At 64.6% G+C, this 15,532-nt stretch carries 10 protein-coding genes; 9 read left to right on the top strand and 1 reads right to left on the bottom strand.

Annotated features, from left to right (window positions below; translation table 11 throughout):
- The first annotated feature begins 387 nt into the window (after positions 1–387).
- From scpB to typA, 8 genes are all read left to right on the top strand, one after another.
- Complete coding sequence (scpB, locus tag ACWYRN_RS02830) at positions 388–1,125, top strand: SMC-Scp complex subunit ScpB (protein ID WP_488691030.1); 738 nt, start codon at positions 388–390, stop codon at positions 1,123–1,125.
- Positions 1,112–3,163, top strand: a complete 2,052-nt coding sequence (gene rluB / locus ACWYRN_RS02825; protein ID WP_488692766.1) for a 23S rRNA pseudouridine(2605) synthase RluB — start codon at positions 1,112–1,114, stop codon at positions 3,161–3,163. The genes scpB and rluB overlap by 14 nt, the downstream gene beginning before the upstream one ends.
- 448 nt (positions 3,164–3,611) lie before the next feature.
- Positions 3,612–4,100: a ribosome maturation factor RimP gene (rimP, locus tag ACWYRN_RS02820; RefSeq protein ID WP_229437815.1), complete on the top strand. Its 489-nt coding sequence runs from the start codon at positions 3,612–3,614 to the stop codon at positions 4,098–4,100.
- Positions 4,097–5,662 carry a transcription termination factor NusA gene (gene nusA / locus ACWYRN_RS02815; protein WP_229437814.1) on the top strand — a complete coding sequence of 522 codons (1,566 nt, stop codon included), beginning with the start codon at positions 4,097–4,099 and terminating at the stop codon, positions 5,660–5,662. The genes rimP and nusA overlap by 4 nt, the downstream gene beginning before the upstream one ends.
- A 46-nt stretch (positions 5,663–5,708) precedes the next feature.
- Complete coding sequence (gene infB, locus ACWYRN_RS02810) at positions 5,709–8,528, top strand: translation initiation factor IF-2 (RefSeq protein ID WP_229437813.1); 2,820 nt, start codon at positions 5,709–5,711, stop codon at positions 8,526–8,528.
- 118 nt (positions 8,529–8,646) lie between these two features.
- Positions 8,647–9,075 (top strand): 30S ribosome-binding factor RbfA, encoded by a 429-nt coding sequence (gene rbfA / locus ACWYRN_RS02805; protein ID WP_488691029.1) that lies wholly within the window; start codon positions 8,647–8,649, stop codon positions 9,073–9,075.
- Entirely contained in the window at positions 9,072–9,992 is a 921-nt protein-coding gene (gene truB / locus ACWYRN_RS02800; RefSeq protein WP_488691028.1) for a tRNA pseudouridine(55) synthase TruB, read from the top strand. Before rbfA ends, truB begins: the two co-directional genes overlap by 4 nt.
- Positions 9,993–10,357: 365 nt before the next feature.
- Complete coding sequence (gene typA / locus ACWYRN_RS02795; RefSeq protein WP_488691027.1) at positions 10,358–12,193, top strand: translational GTPase TypA; 1,836 nt, start codon at positions 10,358–10,360, stop codon at positions 12,191–12,193.
- A 108-nt stretch (positions 12,194–12,301) separates the two neighbouring features.
- On the opposite strand, the gene ACWYRN_RS02790 is transcribed toward typA, so the two are convergent.
- Complete coding sequence (locus ACWYRN_RS02790) at positions 12,302–13,387, bottom strand: hypothetical protein (RefSeq protein ID WP_488691026.1); 1,086 nt, start codon at positions 13,385–13,387, stop codon at positions 12,302–12,304.
- A 212-nt stretch (positions 13,388–13,599) separates the two neighbouring features.
- On the opposite strand from ACWYRN_RS02790, the gene ACWYRN_RS02785 reads away from it, so the two are divergent.
- Positions 13,600–15,351: an ABC transporter ATP-binding protein gene (locus ACWYRN_RS02785; RefSeq protein WP_488691025.1), complete on the top strand. Its 1,752-nt coding sequence runs from the start codon at positions 13,600–13,602 to the stop codon at positions 15,349–15,351.
- The last annotated feature ends 181 nt before the right edge of the window (positions 15,352–15,532 follow it).

Here is a 15,532-nt window from a genome sequence, read left to right as displayed (position 1 = left end):
TGCGCACCCTTGCGCAAGTGGCCGTTCCCGTGTTTTATCGGTTACAATGACCCGCAGTTGGAAGAAACGATGGCTTCACGCCCCGTGCGTGCGCCGGCAAAACCGGCAAGCCTGTTTCGCTAGATCACCAACCCGTTGCCCGCCTGGCAAGCGAGCAGCCTGTGGCCGGGTCCTGTCCCGCTACCGTATTGTGCCCGTCCCATCCAGGCGCGGGCCACGCATCCAGTTTCGACGAGCAGTACCGTGAACCTCGTTCCGTTCGCGACGGCCACCGGCATTTGTAGCCGGTCGCGTCACGGCGGCAGCTGCACGATGATCTTTGCCGCGCCTGGGTGCGCTGGCAAACCAAGTATTTATATTGAGCTTTCGAGCCTGACAACATCGAGAATGAAGACTGACGAGGCCAAGCGGATCCTCGAAACCGCCTTGCTGTGCGCACGCGAGCCGATGTCGATCCATGGCATGAAGAAGCTGTTCGCCGACGTCGATGCGAACGGCAGGCCGCTCGGCATCGGTGTCGGGTCCGACACGATCAAGCTGCTGCTCGAGGAACTGCGCTACGACTGGCGCGACCGCGGCATCGAGATCGTCAGCCTGGCCTCGGGCTGGCGTTTCCAGAGCCGCCCGGAAATGAAGCCTTACCTGGACCGGATTTCGCCGGAAAAGCCGCCGAAGTATTCGCGCGCGACGCTGGAAACGCTGGCGATCATCGCCTACCGCCAGCCGGTCACGCGCGGCGACATCGAGGAAATCCGCGGCGTCGCGGTGAACTCGCAGACGATCAAGATGCTCGAAGACCGCGGCTGGATCGATGTGGTCGGCCACCGCGAAGTGGTGGGGCGGCCCGCCCTGCTGGGTACGACCAAGCAATTTCTTGACGACCTGGGCCTGGCGTCGCTGGGCGGGTTGCCGCCGCTCGAAGCGATCGCCGACGCCGCCGACGGGCGCTCGCTGGAAGCGCTGGAAGCGGCGCTGAACGACAATTTTGACAGGGCAGCCGCGGGAGCGGCAGCCGAAGACGAACAAGGGGCTTCCCAAGTGGAAGTGCCGATTCATGACCCGCAACCGGCCGCCGGCTCGGTACCAGGTCAGCAAAACAATGACACGAATGATGAATCCAACTGACACCACCGAGACCACTCCGGCCGAGCCGGGCAAGGGCGACGCGGCCAAGCCGAAGCGCCGCACCAAGGCCGCTGCCGCCGCTGCAGCGCCCGCCGTGAGCGAAGCGCCTGCCGCGGTCCCGGCCGACGCTGCCGCGCCGGCTGCGAAGCCGAAGCGCCGCACCAAGGCTGCCGCCGAGGGCGATGCCGCCGGCGCCGCCGCCGCTGCGCCTGTTGCCGCTGCTGCGCCTGCCGCCGCTGCCGAGCCTGCACCGAAGGCCCCGGCCGCCCGCAAGCCGCGCGCGGCAAAGGCCAAGCCGGCCGAGGTCCAGGTCGAGGCGCCGGCCCAGGCCGCCGCCAGCGCGCCGGCGCCAGTCGCGGCCCCGGCCGCACCGGTGGCAGCCGCCGAAGCCGTGCCTGCGGCAGCGGCCGCTGTGCCGGGCGCCGCCGCGCCGCGCCAGGAGCAGGGCCAGCGCAAGCCGCGCGGTCCGCGCCAGATGCGCGAGCAGCGCGGCCAGCGCGAACTGCTCCAGGCCGAGGCTGCCGCATCGCAGGTTGAAGCCGTTGCCGCGCTGGAAGCCGGCGTCGACGGCGCGGCAGAAGCGCGCGCCGCCGAGCCGGTGCGCGAACAGCGCCAGGGCAAGGGCAAGGGCAAGCAGAAGAACCAGAAGAATGCCCAGAAGCCTGGCCAGCCAGGCGCCCAGCAGGCGGGCCAGGGTGCGCAGCCGGGCCAGCAGGTGCGCGGCGCCCACGGTAACAAGGGCAAGGGCGGCAAGCAGAAGCCGGGCAAGGGCGGCAACGATGCCGACGCCGTGTTCTCCTTCGTCACTTCGGATGCCTTCGACGCCAACGACGGCGGCCAGGGCCAGCAGAAGCCGAAGGTGCGCCGCGACCTGACCGCCGACGACGACGCGCCGAAGCTGCACAAGGTGCTGGCCGAGGCCGGTCTCGGTTCGCGCCGCGACATGGAAGACCTGATCGTTGCCGGCCGCGTGTCGGTGAACGGCGAGCCGGCCCACATCGGCCAGCGCATCCTGCCGACCGATGCCGTACGCATCAACGGCAAGCTCATCCAGCGCAAGGTGAACAACACCAAGCCGCCGCGCGTGCTGGTGTACCACAAGCCGGCCGGCGAGATCGTCAGCCACGACGACCCGGAAGGCCGTCCATCGGTGTTCGACCGCCTGCCGACCATGAAGACCGGCAAGTGGCTGGCCGTCGGCCGCCTCGACTTCAACACCGAGGGCCTGCTGCTGTTCACGACTTCCGGTGACCTGGCCAACCGCCTGATGCACCCGCGTTACAACATTGACCGCGAGTACGCCGTGCGTACCCTGGGCGAGCTGGAAGAAGGCATGCGCCAGAAGCTGCTGGCCGGCGTCGAGCTCGACGACGGCAAGGCGGCGTTCACCAAGATCGTCGACGGCGGCGGCGAAGGCATCAACAAGTGGTACCGCGTGGTGATCGGCGAGGGCCGCAACCGCGAAGTGCGCCGCATGTTCGAGGCGGTCGGCCTGACCGTCTCGCGCCTGATCCGTACCCGCTACGGCGCCATGACCCTGCCGTCGGGCCTGAAGCGCGGCCGCTGGGAAGAGCTGGAAGAGAACGACGTGCGCAACTTCATGTCGGCCTTCGGTATCGAGAAGAAGGGCGCCGCAGGCGGTGCGCAGGGCGGCAAGGGCGCCAAGGGTGGCCAGCCGGCCGATCCACGCCGTTCCGACGGCAACCGCATCGACCGTGCCGACGCCAACAAGAACGTCGACCCGTTCGGCCCGCAGGTCGCACGCGCCGGCGCGCCGCAACGCAACGCCGGCCTGTCGACGGTTCCGAACGGGCGTCCGCAGGGTGGCGGCAAGGGTGGCCGTGGCGGCAACGCCGGCGGCTTCGGCGGTACGTCGGGCCGTCCGGGCAGCAATAACGGCGGCAGCAGCCGTCCGCGCCAGCCCGATCCGCTGCAGACCACGTTCGGCTTTGCCGGTACCGGCGGCGGTGGCCGTCGCGGCGGCCAGGGCCCGCGCGGTTCCGAGCACGGCCTGCCGCGCCGCGGCCGCCGCGGTTGAGGTTTGGTGGGGTCGGTTCTCGAACCCACCGCTTGAGCGGATGAGCGCTGCGCGGGTTTTGTAGGGTGGGCTCTTGAGCCCACGCTGGTTCACCTCTTGAACATCGGCGCCCTGTCCTCATGTAGGGTGTCCTGGATTATCGGTATCGATGTTCAGCCGGTGAAACCGCGTGGGCACAAGTGCCCACCCTACGAAACGATGGCACCCGAGTGGTGGGTTGAGGAACCCATCCACATTTATCGTGTGCAGCTGTTGTTTGGTCGTCCATATAATGGTATGTCGATTGCAGCACGCCCTCGAATACGTTATAATTTGCAGCCTAATCCGGAGTTCTTCCCAGTATTAATTTGGTGCAAGTGCTTTCATCTGGTTGGGTAGTGAATACAAAAAGATGGGCAGATGCCCATTTTTTTTTTGGTAAAACGTTTTAAAGCCCTGGAGAAGTGTCGTGCAGCAGTTTGATTTGATCGCCAAGACAGTCGGTGGCCTCGGCTACGACCTCGTTGATGTCGAACGGGGCGAGCGTGGCATCCTGCGCGTGTTTATCGATTTCCCCGCTGCCGTCGCGGACGAAAAGGGGCCGATCACGGTCGAGGATTGCGCAACGGTGAGTCACCAGTTGTCGCACGTACTGACCGTCGAGAACGTCGATTACGAGCGTCTGGAAATTTCGTCGCCCGGGCTGGACCGCCCGGTGCGCACCCTGGCCGATTTCGAGCGCTTCGCCGGCCACGAATGCACGGTGAAGCTGCGCGTCGCCATGCCGGGCACCGCGAACCGGAAAACCTATACGGGCATCCTGGTCGCGCCGGAAGGCGACAAGATCGGTCTGGAATTTGAAGGTAAAGATGGTCTGGCGTTGTTGGAATTTACGCTGGCCGAATTGGACAAGGCACGTCTGGTGCCACAGGTGGATTTTAGGAGTCGCAAAGCATGAGTCGCGAAATTTTGTTACTGGTTGATGCGCTCGCGCGCGAAAAAAACGTCGATAAGGAAGTGGTCTTCGGGGCGCTCGAGTTCGCCCTGGCCCAGGCCACCAAAAAACGCTATGAAGGCGAGGTCGACATTCGCGTGAGCATCGATCGCGACAATGGCGAATTCGAAACCTTCCGCCGCTGGCACGTGGTGCCGGATGAAGCCGGCCTGCAACTGCCGGACCAGGAAATCCTGCATTTCGAAGCAAAAGAACAGATCGCCGACATCGAAGTCGACGAGTACATCGAAGAGCCGGTGGAATCGGTCGAGTTCGGCCGCCGCTTCGCGCAAGACACCAAGCAGGTCGTCCTGCAGCGCGTGCGCGATGCCGAGCGCGAGCAGATCCTGCAAGACTTCCTCGAGCGCGGCGATTCGCTGGTGACCGGCACCATCAAGCGCATGGAACGCGGCGATGCGATCGTCGAGTCGGGCAAGATCGAAGCACGCCTGCCGCGCGACCAGATGATCCCGAAGGAAAACCTGCGCATCGGCGACCGCGTCCGTGCCTACATCCTGCGCGTCGATCGCAACATGCGCGGCCCGCAGGTGATCCTGTCGCGCACCGCGCCGGAATTCATCATGAAGCTGTTCGAGCTGGAAGTTCCAGAGATCGAGCAGGGCCTGCTGGAAATCAAATCGGCTGCCCGTGACGCCGGCGTGCGCGCCAAGATCGCCGTGTACACGGCCGACAAGCGCATCGACCCGATCGGTACCTGCGTCGGCATGCGCGGTTCGCGCGTGCAGGCCGTGACCGGCGAGCTGGGCGGCGAGCGTGTCGACATCGTGCTGTGGTCCGACGATCCGGCCCAGTTCGTCATCGGCGCACTGGCCCCGGCCAACGTTTCCTCGATCATGGTCGATGAAGAAAAGCACGCCATGGACGTGGTGGTCGATGAAGAAAACCTGGCAATCGCGATCGGCCGCTCGGGCCAGAACGTGCGCCTGGCGTCGGAACTGACCGGCTGGAAGATCAACATCATGACGGCCGAGGAATCGGCCAACAAGGTGGCCCAGGAAACGGCGGCAATCCGTGCGCTGTTCATGGAAAAGCTCGATGTTGACCAGGAAGTGGCCGACATCCTCGTCGAAGAAGGCTTCTCGAGCCTTGAAGAAATCGCGTACGTCCCGATTTCCGAAATGCTCGAAATCGAATCCTTCGACGAGGAAACCGTCAACGAACTGCGTACCCGCGCCCGTGACGCGCTGGTGACCGAAGCCATTGCATCCGAAGAAGGTTTGGAAGGCATGGAAGAGGCGCTGGTGAACCTCGAGGGCATGGACCGCAGCACCGCCGGCAAGCTCGGCCTGGCCGGCATCAAGACGGTCGAAGCATTTGCGGGTCTCGCATACGACGAATTCGGCGCCATCCTGTCGCTGCCGTCGGACCGCGCCCGTGAACTGATCAAGAACGAATTTAATGATGTGACCGACGATGAGATGAAGCTGGTCGACAGTAAATATGACGACCGCGCCAAGGCGCTGCAGGCGAAAGCCTGGAGCCTTGCAGAAACGGCCAAGGCATAATTTGCAAATCTTTATCATCTCCGCGACACATAGAAAAGAGGACTGAATGGCGAGTAACAACGTAGCCCAATTTGCCACCGAACTGAAGATGCCTGCAGACTTGCTGCTGACGCAGCTGCGTTCTGCCGGCGTCGAGAAAAGTTCGACGTCAGATCCCTTGTCGAAAGATGATAAGGACAAGCTGCTGAACCACCTGCGCCGTACCCACGGCGCGGGCGAATCGACCGAGAAAAAGAAAATCACGGTCACCCGCAAGGAAACGAGCGAGATCAAGCAGGCTGACGCATCGGGCAAATCGCGCACGATCCAGGTCGAGGTGCGCAAGAAGCGTACTTTCGTACAACGTGACGACCCGGCCCCGAGCGCACCAGCCGCACCTGCCGCACCCGTGATCGACGAAGCCGAAATCGCACGCCGCGAGGAAGAGGCGCGCCGTCACGCTGAACTCGTCGCGCGCCAGGAAGCCGACCTGCGCGAAAAGCAGGAACGCCTGGCCAAGCTCGAATCCGAGCGCGCCGAGCAAGCCCGTGCCGCCGAAGAGCAGGCCAAGCGCGATGCCGACGAAAAGGCCAAGCGCGAAGCCGCCGCAGCCGCTGCTGCCAGCTCCGCCGCCGGCGAGCAGGCCAAGCAGGCCGCCGCCGCCGACGCCAAGCAAAAGGCCGACGAAGCCGCCAAGGCCGCTGCCGAACGCGCTGCCGCCACCGAGCGTGCACGCAAGGCCGTGGCCGACGAAGTAGCCCAGATCAAGCTGATGATGGCCCAGCCGCGCCGCGTGATCAAGGCGCCGGAACCGGCGCCTGCACCAGTGGCGGCCAAGCCGGCCGCACCTGCCGGCACGCTGCACAAGCCTGCCGACAAGAAGCCGGCCGACGGCGCCGCCGCGAAACCGGGCGACAAGAAGCCGGGCGACAAGAAGTCGATCAAGTCGGCGAACGTGTCCTCGACCTGGTCGGACGACAAGAAGCGCGGCGCCCCGGGCGGCGCCAAGACCCGTGGCAACACCGGCGCGCCGAGCGGCCGCGACGGCTGGCGTTCGGGTGGCCGCAGCGGTGGCCGCCGTTCGCACAGCGACGACCGCGAAACCAACTTCCAGGCGCCGACCGAGGCGATCGTCAAGGACGTCCACGTCCCTGAAACGATCACCGTGGCCGAACTCGCCCACAAGATGTCGGTCAAGGCATCGGAAGTCATCAAGCAGCTGATGAAGCTGGGCCAGATGTGCACCATCAACCAGGTGCTGGACCAGGAAACCGCGATGATCGTGGTGGAAGAGATGGGCCACAAGGCCTTCGCTGCCGCCGAGGACGATCCGGAAGCGATCCTGGCCGACCAGGGCGCGCATGCCGAGTTCGAGTCGACCTCGCGTGCACCGGTCGTGACCGTCATGGGCCACGTCGACCATGGTAAAACCTCGCTGCTGGACTACATCCGCCGCGCCAAGGTTGCCGCGGGCGAAGCCGGCGGCATTACCCAGCACATCGGTGCATACCACGTGGATACCCCGCGCGGCATGATCACCTTCCTGGATACCCCGGGCCACGAAGCCTTTACGGCCATGCGTGCCCGCGGCGCCAAGGCAACCGACATCGTCATCCTGGTGGTGGCGGCGGACGACGGCGTGATGCCGCAAACCAAGGAAGCAATTGCGCACGCAAAAGCTGCCGGTGTGCCGCTGGTCGTGGCGATCAACAAGATCGACAAGCCGGGCGCGAACACCGACCGCGTGACCCAGGAACTGGTTGCCGAAGGCGTGGTGCCGGAAGAATACGGTGGCGATTCGCCATTCGTGCCAGTGTCGGCGAAAGTCGGTACCGGTATCGACGACCTGCTCGAGCAAGTGCTGCTGCAGGCCGAAGTGCTGGAACTGAAGGCGCCGGTCGGCGCACCGGCCCGTGGCCTGGTGGTCGAATCCCGTCTGGACAAGGGCCGTGGCCCGGTCGCGACGATCCTGGTGCAATCGGGTACCCTGCGCCGCGGCGACGTGGTGCTGGCCGGTTCGGCTTACGGCCGTGTCCGTGCAATGCTCGACGAGAACGGCAAGGCCATCGCCGAAGCCGGTCCATCGATCCCGGTCGAGATCCAGGGCCTGACCGAAGTCCCGGCAGCCGGCGAAGAAGTCATGGTCATGGCCGACGAGCGCAAGGCGCGTGAAATCGGTCTGTTCCGTCAAGGTAAGTTCCGCGACGTGAAGCTGGCCAAGCAGCAGGCGGCGAAACTGGAAAACATGTTCGACCAGATGGGCGAGGGCGAGGTGAAGAACCTGCCGCTGATCATCAAGACCGACGTGCAGGGTTCGCAGGAAGCACTGGTTGGCTCGCTGCAGAAGCTGTCGACTTCGGAAGTGCGCGTGCAGGTCGTCCATGCGGCGGTCGGCGGCATCACCGAATCCGACGTCAACCTGGCGGTCGCCTCGAAGGCAGTCATCATCGGCTTCAACGCCCGTGCCGACGGCCAGGCGCGCAAGGTGGCGGAAGCCAACGGCGTCGACATCCGTTACTACAGCATCATTTACGATGCGATCGACGAGATCAAGACGGCACTGTCGGGCATGCTGGCGCCGGAGAAGCGCGAGACCATCACCGGCCAGGTCGAGATTCGCCAGGTCATCCTGGTGTCGAAGGTCGGCGCGATTGCGGGCTGCCTGGTCACCGATGGCGTCGTCAAGCGTTCGTCGTCGGTTCGCCTGCTGCGCAACAACATCGTCATCTGGACCGGCGAGATCGACTCGCTCAAGCGCTTCAAGGACGATGCGAAAGAAGTGCGTGCCGGCCTCGAGTGCGGCCTCTCGCTGAAGAACAACAACGAAATCCAGGTCGGCGACGTTCTGGAAGTGTTCGAAGTGACGGAAGTGGCGCGTACCCTGTAATTTGCAGGGATGCCAGGAACGCCATCAGTCGGGCTCGCGCCCGGCCGGTGGCGTTTTTTCGTTTGCGCCCGTCCGCGCACGATCGATGTACCATTGTCACCAAACCTAACCAAGAAACATGGCAAAACACAGCAAAAACATTCCCCAGCGCGGCCTGCGCGTTGCCGACCAGATCCAGAAAGACCTGTCGGAACTGATCGCGTTCGAACTGAAGGACCCGCGCGTGGGCATGGTCACGCTGACCGAAGTCCAGCTCACCCCGGATTACGCGCACGCGAAGATCTACTTCACCCTGCTGAAAGACAGCAAGGAAGAAGTCAAGCTGACGCTCGACGGCCTGAACAAGGCGTCCGGCTACCTGCGCAACATGCTCGGCAAGCGCCTGCACATCCACACGCTGCCGTCGCTGCACTTCGTGCACGACACCTCGACTTCGCGCGGCCTGCAGATGTCGGCCCTGATCGACCAGGCGAATGCCGTGCGCGCGGCCGACTTCGATGACGGCAAGGCACCCGCCGCACCCGACGCCGACGACGACAGCAAGTGAACGCCCGCCCTCCGAAAAAGCCGCGCGACCTCGTCGACGGCGTGCTCCTGCTCGACAAGCCGGTCGGTTTGTCCTCGAACGATGCGTTGATCCGCGCCAAGCGCGTGATGAACGCGAAAAAGGCCGGCCACACCGGCACCCTCGACCCGTTTGCCACCGGCCTGCTGCCGTTGTGCTTCGGCGAGGCGACCAAGTTCTCGCAGGACTTGCTGGAAGCGGACAAGACCTACGAGGCGACGGTTCACCTCGGCATCAAGACGGACACCGGCGATACCGAGGGCGAGGCCATCGAAACGCTTCCGGTGGACGTGACGGTCGAACAGATCGAAGCGGCGCTGGCGCGTTTCCGCGGCCCGATCCTGCAGGTGCCGCCGATGTACTCGGCCCTGAAGCGCGACGGCAAGGCGCTGTACGAATATGCGCGCGAAGGCATCGTGCTCGAACGCGAGGCGCGGCCGGTAACCATCCACGCGCTAGAGCTGATTGCGTATGAAGCACCGATGCTGCGGATTCGCGTTACCTGCAGCAAGGGCACGTATGTGCGCGTGCTGGGCGAGGACATCGGTGCGGCGCTCGGCACCGGCGCCCACCTGAATGCGCTGCGCCGCATCCAGGTTGGGGCACTGACGCTCGACGGCATGATCACGCTGGAAGCGTTGCAGGCGCATGCAGAGCCGCGTTCGCTGCTGGCTCCCGTGGATGCCTTGCTGTCGACTTTCCCGGCGGTCGAGCTGACGGCGGAGCTGGCGAAGCGCTTCCTGAACGGCCAGCGCCTGGCGCTCGGCAAGGAAGCGGTCGCAGTCCCGCCGGAGCAGGGCAGGGTACGCGTCTACCACGAAGGCAAGCTGCTGGGGACGGCGAATTTGCAGGAGTGGGCGATCCTGGCGCCAGAGCGCCTGATCGCTGTACAACACTGATTAATTCCCGTAGGGTGGTCCGGGCCACGAAAGGCGGCTCCGCCGTCCACGCGTTCAAACCCGGCATGGAGGCCTGCCCGGTATTTCTACTGCTATTTGAACGCGTGGGCGGCGCTCACGCTGCGTGCGCACGAGCTCCGGGGTGGAGCCGACCACCCTACATACCTGATTCATTCCTACAGGAAAAAGCGCAATTGCTCTTCTGAAGCCGTCCCGAAACCGCAAAACCCTTGAAATCCCGGCAAGCTATTGAAAACGCGGGGCTTTTTCATTGATACGTCACATCCGCGTGCTATACTAGTCGGTTTCCGAAATTGGCAGCACCGTACACATCCGTACATCACGCAAATCCACGCTGAAATCACATGTCAAATACCAAACGCGCAATTCGTAATATTGCAATCATCGCCCACGTTGACCACGGCAAGACCACCCTGGTCGACCAGCTGCTCCGTCAGTCCGGCACCTTCCGTGAAAACCAGGCCGTGGACACCCGCGTGATGGACTCGAACGACCTCGAAAAAGAACGCGGCATTACCATTCTGTCGAAGAACTGCGCGGTCGAGTACGAAGGCACCCACATCAACATCGTCGACACCCCAGGCCACGCCGACTTCGGCGGTGAAGTGGAACGCGTGCTGTCGATGGTCGACTCGGTGCTGCTGCTGGTCGATGCGCAGGAAGGCCCGATGCCACAGACTCGCTTCGTGACCCGCAAGGCGCTGGCCCTGGGCCTGAAGCCTATCGTCGTCGTCAACAAGGTCGACCGTCCGGGCGCGCGCGCCGACTGGGCCATCAACCAGACCTTCGAACTGTTCGACAAGCTGGGCGCCAACGACGAGCAGCTCGACTTCCCGATCGTCTACGCCTCGGGCCTGAACGGCTACGCCGGCCTGACCGAAGACGTGCGCGACGGCGACATGAAGCCGCTGTTCGACGCCATCCTGAAGTACGTGCCTGTGCGTGACGACAATCCGGACGGCCCGCTGCAGATGCAGATCACTTCGCTGGACTACTCGTCGTACGTCGGCAAGATCGGCATTGGCCGCGTCAACCGCGGCACCGTCAAGACCGGCCAGGACGTCGTCATCATGAACGGCCCTGACGCCACCCCGATCAAGGGCCGCATCAACCAGGTGCTGAACTTCAAGGGCCTGGAGCGCGTGCTGGTCGACGAAGCCGTCGCCGGCGACATCTGCCTGATCAACGGTATCGAAGAAATCGGCATCGGTTCGACCGTTTGCGCCGCCGACACCCCGGACGCGCTGCCGATGCTGACCGTCGACGAGCCGACCCTGACCATGAACTTCATGGTCAATAACTCGCCGCTGGCCGGCCGTGAAGGCAAGTTCGTCACCAGCCGCCAGCTGCGCGAGCGCCTCGAGCGCGAACTGAAGGCCAACGTGGCCCTGCGCGTGTCGCCGACCGACGACGACACCACCTTCGAAGTGTCGGGCCGCGGCGAGCTGCACCTGACCATTCTGCTGGAAAACATGCGCCGTGAAGGCTTCGAGCTGGCCGTGTCGCGTCCGCGCGTCGTGTACAAGATGGTCGATGGCGTGCGCCACGAGCCGTACGAAAACCTGACCGTCGACGTCGAAGAAGCCAACCAGGGCGGCGTGATGGAAGAACTGGGCCGCCGCCGTGGCGACCTGCAGAACATGGAATCGGACGGCAAGGGCCGTGTTCGTCTGGAATACCTGATCCCAGCACGTGGCCTGATCGGCTTCCAGGGCGAATTCATGACCCTGACCCGCGGCACCGGCCTGATGAGCCACGTGTTCCACGAGTACGCACCGGTCGACAACACCAAGGGCGAACTGGCTGGCCGCCGTAACGGCGTGCTGATCTCGCAGGACGACGGCGCCGCCGTTGCCTACGCGATCTGGAAACTGCAAGACCGCGGCCGTATGTTCGTCGAGCACAACACCCCGGTGTACGAAGGCATGATCATCGGTATCCACTCGCGCGACAACGACCTGGTCGTGAACCCGATCAAGGGCAAGCAGCTGACCAACGTGCGTTCGTCGGGTACCGACGAAGCCGTGCGCCTGGTGCCGCCGATCCAGATGTCGCTCGAATACGCCGTCGAGTTCATCGAGGACGACGAGCTGGTCGAGATCACCCCGAAATCGATCCGCCTGCGCAAGCGCTATTTGAAGGAACACGAGCGCAAGAAGGCATCGCGCGAAGGCGCGTAATCGGAAGCGGAAACTGAAGCGGAAGCGGACCCCGGGTCCGCGTCCTGGCCGATGTATCCGAAGAACCCGCTGCTCCCAGCGGGTTTTTTTACGTCCGCAGCATCCATTTCAGCGCGCGTCCTGGCGCATCCGGCGCCGGCGCACACCCGCCAGCGCCAGCACGCCGGGCAGCAGCATCAGCGCCATGGCCGGTTCCGGCACCGCGCTGACCAGGTCGAGCCGCACCGAGCTGCATTCGAAGTCGCGGCAGGCGCTGGCGACGATCTGGCCAAGGTCGTTGATGCCCGAGGCGCCTCCGATCACCCAGCCCGAACTCGGGTCGATGAGGGTGTTCAGGTCGATCAATTCGCCGCCGAAGGAGATGTAGCCGACAGTCGGGCCGTCCCAGGTGGAGGCGCTGCCGACAAAGGCGCCGCGCTCGTTGATGTCGGCCACGTCGAGGTTCAGGCCGCCGAAGGAGCCGACATCGCGCATGATGCCGTTTTCATAGACAAAGGCGTGCAGGCCGCCGCCCTCGGCTTCGCTGTAGCCGGCAATGCGGCCGGCGTTGTTGATCACGCGCGCGGAGTTGTTTTCGCGGTCGGCCAGGGTGCCGAGGTCGGTCAGCCGCCCGTTCTTGTACAGGAAGGGGTGGAAGGGCGCGTGCAGTTCGGGATTGATGTTCGATTCGCCGACGATCTTGCCATGGTCGTTGATGTCCCAGGCAACGCGGACGTCGCCGGTGCCGAAGTTGCCGAGTTGGGTGAAGCTGCCGCCGCGGTACAGGAAGCCTGTGTAGCCGCCGGGAATGGAGAGCTGGCCGACCACGTCGCCACGCGCGTTGATGCCCTGGGTGTTGGCGTTGGCGCCGAGATCGACCAGGCTGCCGCCCGTGTAGAGGAAGCCGTGGAATTCGCCCGAGGCCGTGGAGGCGGTGCCGATGACCTGGCCGGCATCGTTGAGCGCGCGTGCAAAGCCGGCGCTGCCGCCAAACCCGCCCAGCTCGGTGATGCTGCCGCCGGAATACAGCGCGGCATGGGTGGCGCCGCCGGGTTCGGTCTGCACGTAGCCGGAAATCTGGCCGAGGTTGTTGATGTCGTAGGAATTGAAACCGGTCGGCAGCGCGGTAACGGTGTACAGCGGTGCTGCCTGCGCCGGCAAGGCCGCCAGGACCGGCAGCAGCGCAAGGGCGCACAGGATTTTGCGTAAATGCATGATGGACCTCACGAAAAAATGCGCTAAAGGTTGATCGATGGCAAGGCGCACAGCAAATGACAGCGGCTGCGTGATCCAACGATAAGCGAGGGCGCCAGCGCTACAACTGAGCCATATCAGAAGCCCGACAGGTGTGCACGCTTGACAGGCGCACGTGTCTTGTCCGGCTCATCGGTGCGCGCCGCCAGGGAGCGGCCCGTTAAGATGGACCCATGCATATCCTCTGGACTTACCTCAAGCCGCACTGGCGCCTGGGCCTGCTGGCCCTGCTGTTGGCCGGCATCAGCCAGGTGCTGGCCCTGGTCGATCCCATCATCTTCGGCAAGATCATCGACGGCGTAACCAGCCGCCGCCCCGACGACACCGAACTCGTTGCGCGCGTGCTGCGCCTGCTCGGCCTGGCCGTGCTGGTGGCCGTGTTGTCGCGCCTGGCCAAGGCCCTGCAGGAATACGTGACGCGTCTGGTGGTGCAGAAGCTGGGCGTGGCGATCTTCAACGACGGCCTGCGGCACCTGCTGCGATTGAAATTCCAGGAGTTCGAGGACCTGCGCAGCGGAGAAATGCTGGCCCTGCTGCAAAAGGTGCGCGCCGACAGCGAGCGCTTCATCAATACCTTCATCAACACGGCCTTTGCCGCGCTGGTGGGCGTGAGCTTCCTGGCCTGGTATGCGGTGACGAAACACTGGCTGCTGGTGCCGGTGTTCCTGGTCGGCGTGCTGGTGCTGGGCGGCCTGACCGGCCTGCTCAGCCGCGAGATCAAGACCCAGCAGCGCTCGATCGTGCGCGAGACCAACCGCAACTCCGGCTTCATCACCGAGTCGCTGCGCAACATCGAGCTGATCAAGAGCCTGGGCCTGACCTTCCCGGAAATCCGGCGCCTGCGCAGTCAGACCGACGCCATCTTCGCGCTCGAGATGCAGAAGGTGAAGCGGATCCGCCTGCTGTCTTTCCTGCAGGGCTCGACCCTGAGCCTGTTGCGGCTGGCGATCCTGTTCGCGCTGCTGTGGCTGATCTTCCGCGACGTGCTCAGCACCGGCGAACTGATCGCCATGCAATTCATCTCGGTGGCCATCTTCGCGCCCTTGCAGGAGCTGGGCAACATCATCCTGGCGCACCGCGAAGCCGAAGCCTCGCTGCTGAACTTCAAGAACCTGATCGACAAGCCGATCGAACGCCGCCCGCCCGACCCGGTCGAGATCGGTCCGCTGGTCGCGCTGCGCTTCCAGGACGTGCGCTTTCGCCACAAGGGGGCGCAGGAAGATGCGCTGGGAGGCGTTTCATTCGACGCCAGGCTGGGCCAGACGATCGCCTTTGTCGGGCCTTCGGGCTCGGGCAAGTCGACCCTGGTGAAGCTGCTGGTCGGCCTGTACACGCCGAACGAGGGCGAGGTGTTCTACAACGGCGTGGCCACCACGGCCTTGCGCTACAACCGGGTGCGGCGCCAGATCGGCTTCGTGACCCAGGAAACCTATCTGTTCGCCGGCACCATCCGCGACAATATCCGCTTCGTGGCGCCCGACGCCAGCGACGAGGAAATCGTGGCGGCGATGCGCGCGGCGTCCTGCGCCTACCTGCTGGAGCGCTCGCCCGAGGGGCTGGACACGGTGATCGGCGAGCGCGGCATGAAGCTCTCGGGCGGCGAGAAGCAGCGCCTGTCGATTGCGCGCGCCCTGGTGCGCCAGCCGGCGCTGCTGATCTTCGACGAGGCGACGTCCGCCCTCGATTCGCTGACCGAGGAGCAGATCACGAACACGGTGCGCGAGATTTCCGCACGCGCCACCCAGATCACGATCCTGATCGCGCACCGCCTGTCGACGGTGATGCATGCCGATACGATTTTCGTGCTGGAGAAGGGGCAGATTGTCGAGAGCGGCTCGCACGCGGCGCTGCTGGAGACACGCGGCTTGTACTATGCGATGTGGCGCCAGCAGATCGGCGAACGGCCGGGACCGCCAGCCGGTTGATTGTTCTACGCAAACGGCGCCACCCTGATGACGCCATCAAGCCGCACCCGGCGAACCGGCGCGGCGGCTGGCCGACCAGGCCGAGGACTGCAGGCGCGAGAAGCCTGGCCCCGATACGGATTCGACGGGACGTCAGCCTTTCCCGACGATCTCGGAAAGAACCTGTTCGGGCGTGCACATC

The sequence above is a fragment of the Massilia sp. BAP21 genome (genome assembly GCF_057801335.1).
The sequence above is the reverse complement of the archived record's forward strand: the minus strand, read 5'-3'. Positions and strand labels throughout refer to the sequence as shown.

What these genes read in the sequence shown, in the direction of transcription:
- scpB (WP_488691030.1), top strand. Translation starts at nt 388, where the DNA reads ATGAAGACTGACGAGGCCAAGCGGATCCTCGAAACCGCCTTGCTGTGC.
- rluB (WP_488692766.1), top strand. Translation starts at nt 1,112, where the DNA reads ATGAATCCAACTGACACCACCGAGACCACTCCGGCCGAGCCGGGCAAG.
- nusA (WP_229437814.1), top strand. Translation starts at nt 4,097, where the DNA reads ATGAGTCGCGAAATTTTGTTACTGGTTGATGCGCTCGCGCGCGAAAAA.
- infB (WP_229437813.1), top strand. Translation starts at nt 5,709, where the DNA reads ATGGCGAGTAACAACGTAGCCCAATTTGCCACCGAACTGAAGATGCCT.
- rbfA (WP_488691029.1), top strand. Translation starts at nt 8,647, where the DNA reads ATGGCAAAACACAGCAAAAACATTCCCCAGCGCGGCCTGCGCGTTGCC.
- typA (WP_488691027.1), top strand. Translation starts at nt 10,358, where the DNA reads ATGTCAAATACCAAACGCGCAATTCGTAATATTGCAATCATCGCCCAC.
- ACWYRN_RS02790 (WP_488691026.1), bottom strand. Translation starts at nt 13,387, where the DNA reads ATGCATTTACGCAAAATCCTGTGCGCCCTTGCGCTGCTGCCGGTCCTG.
- ACWYRN_RS02785 (WP_488691025.1), top strand. Translation starts at nt 13,600, where the DNA reads ATGCATATCCTCTGGACTTACCTCAAGCCGCACTGGCGCCTGGGCCTG.